General features: G+C 61.9%; 3 protein-coding genes. All 3 read right to left on the reverse strand.

Going from position 1 to position 2,506, the window contains the following annotated elements:
• Positions 1 to 208: LysE family transporter (locus AC11W3_RS07150; protein ID WP_484092731.1), on the reverse strand; the 208-nt coding region annotated here is incomplete at its 3' end.
• Positions 209 to 414: 206 nt separating this feature from the next.
• Positions 415 to 1,263, reverse strand: a complete 849-nt coding sequence (gene accD / locus AC11W3_RS07155; RefSeq protein WP_484088812.1) for an acetyl-CoA carboxylase, carboxyltransferase subunit beta — start codon at positions 1,261 to 1,263, stop codon at positions 415 to 417.
• A gap of 132 nt (positions 1,264 to 1,395) precedes the next feature.
• Positions 1,396 to 2,202, reverse strand: a complete 807-nt coding sequence (trpA, locus tag AC11W3_RS07160; RefSeq protein WP_484088813.1) for a tryptophan synthase subunit alpha — start codon at positions 2,200 to 2,202, stop codon at positions 1,396 to 1,398.
• Between the last annotated feature and the right edge of the window lie 304 nt (positions 2,203 to 2,506).

The following is a 2,506-nucleotide window of genomic DNA, read 5'->3' on the forward strand; positions in this document are numbered from 1 at the left end:
CCGAGGAGGCGATGAGCGCGGAGAGGCCGACGATGGCGAAGAAGGTATGGACGAAATTGCCGAGGGCGAATCCCGCGGCGGCGGAAAGCGCCGCCTTTCTCCCCTGGGCTATGCCGCGGGTCATCACATAGATGACGTCTGGGCCGGGGGTGAAGGTCAGGAGAACGGAGGTCGCGGCAAACATGGCGAGATGGGTCATGGAGATCATAAAGCCTCCTGGTCTGTCAGCTCCCTCCCCCTCCGGGAGAGGGTCGGGGTGAGGGAGGTTGGCCTTAGGCAGAATCGTCGCTTCGTGGGAAGCGCCCTAGCCCTCTCGCGAGGAGAGGGGGCATGCACTAAAAAAGGCGCCGCCAGTTTGTCGCTGGCGGCGCCCCCTTTGATTCAGCTATCAATCAGCCCTGCATCCGGACGGCACTACCCGCGGTAGAGCATCTTGAGGATGCTGGAGAGCTGCGGCTTCATCTTGCTGCGGTCCACGATGACATCCACCATGCCGTGGTCGAGAAGGTACTCGGCGCGCTGGAAGCCCTCGGGGAGCTTCTGCCTGATGGTCTGCTCGATGACGCGCGGTCCGGCAAAGCCGATCAGCGCCTTCGGTTCGGACATGTTGATGTCGCCCAGCATGGCGAAACTGGCGGTAACACCACCGGTGGTGGGATCGGTCAGGATCGATACGAAGGGAAGCCCCTCTTCCTTGAGCTTCGCCAGGGCGGCCGAGGTCTTGGCCATCTGCATGAGCGACAGGATGCTCTCCTGCATCCTGGCCCCGCCGGAGGCTGAAACGATGATGACCGGGGTGCGGCCGACGATGGCGCGCTCGATGGAGCGGGTGATCTTCTCCCCTACCACGCTACCCATGCTGCCACCCATGAAGGAGAAGTCGAAGACGCTGATCTGCACGGGGGTCCCTTCGATCCGGCCCTCGCCGCAGATGATGGCGTCCTTGCTCCCACCCTTGGCCAAGGCGGCATCGATGCGCTCCTGGTAGCTCTTGGAATCCTTGAAGTTGAGGCAGTCCACCGAGACAATGCCGGCATCGAACTCGGAAAAGGTGCCGGGATCGATCAGGAGCTCGATCCGCTTCCGCGCTGAAACGCGGTAGTGGTGGTTGCACTTGGGGCAGACGTTGAGGTTGTTTTCGATGTCCTTGGTATAGATGGTCGCGTTGCAACTCACGCATTTGGTCCAAAGCCCTTCCGGGACCTTTACCCTGTGATCCGCGCCCTTCGGCTTCGGGGGATTATCTCTTTTAAACCATGCCATATGGTGTCCTCTTAAGGGGAACAACCCCCTCCTGTTCATTGTAAAAAACTGGGGGTGATACTTAGCAGATCACACCGGCTATGTCAAACAAAACGGTATACGGCCCCTGCTAAGTCCGCGATATCAAAACGATCAGCCTTTGGTCGCCGCGACGACGCCCTCCTTCAGTGAAGAGACGAAGCCGCCGAGTTCCTGAAGGAGTTGCGGTCCCTGGTATTTCTCGAAATACTTCACCAGCGCGCTGCCGACCACGACACCGTCGGCTACCCCGGCCACCTTCCCGGCCTGCGCCGGATCCGAGATGCCGAAGCCGACCACGAGCGGCAGACTCAGCTCGCCCCGGACCTGGGTAACCCTGGCGGCGAGATCGTCGGCCACCGAACTGCGGGCGCCGGTGACACCGGTAACGGAGACGTAATAGATGAAGCCGCTGCCGAGGCGGGAGACGGCATCGACCCTGGAGCGATCCGAGGTAGGGGTCAGGAGGAAGATCAGGTCCAGAGCGTGACGGTCGGTCGCCACCTTGAGCTCGTCGGACTCCTCGGGGGGCAGGTCCACGACCAGCAGGGCGTCTACCCCGGCCGCGGCCGCATCGGAGGCGAAGCGCTCGGCGCCGTAGGCGAAGATGGGGTTGAAGTAGCCCATGAGCACGATCGGCACCTGGGTGCGCGTCCGCAGCCTCTTCACCATGTCCAGGATGGCCGGAAGGGTCGTCCCGGCCGCCAGCGCGCGCTCGGAAGAGAGCTGTATGGTGGGTCCGTCGGCCATGGGATCGGAGAAGGGCACACCGAGCTCAATCAGGTCCGCCCCTGCCCGCTCGAGCTCCAGTACGGCCTGCTCGGTGGTGGCCAGATCGGGATCGCCGGCGGTGATGAAGGTCACCAGCGCCTTTTCGCCCCTCTCCTGCAAGGTCTTGAATTTATCAGCTATCCTGCCCATACGTGCTCCTTGTTTCTTCAGAAGATGGATGAGAGGCAAATCCCCCCTGTCCCCCCTTTGACAAGGGGGGGACGCGAGGTTGCCCCTTTTCCTTAAGCTGCGGCTTCAGTCCGGTCCCTTTAGCGCCAACAAGCCAAAAGGGGGAATAAATCCCCCCTTTGGTGCTCTCCCCGCACAGGGGATGATTCCTTACTGGGCGCTGCCGGATCAGATCTTGAAGGCTTCCATTTCCTTTTGCAGCATGTCGGTCTGCTTGAACAGCTTGGACACGCCTTCGTCCATGACCCGGGTGGCGCCGACGTTG

It is taken from the genome of Geomonas sp., assembly GCF_056994735.1.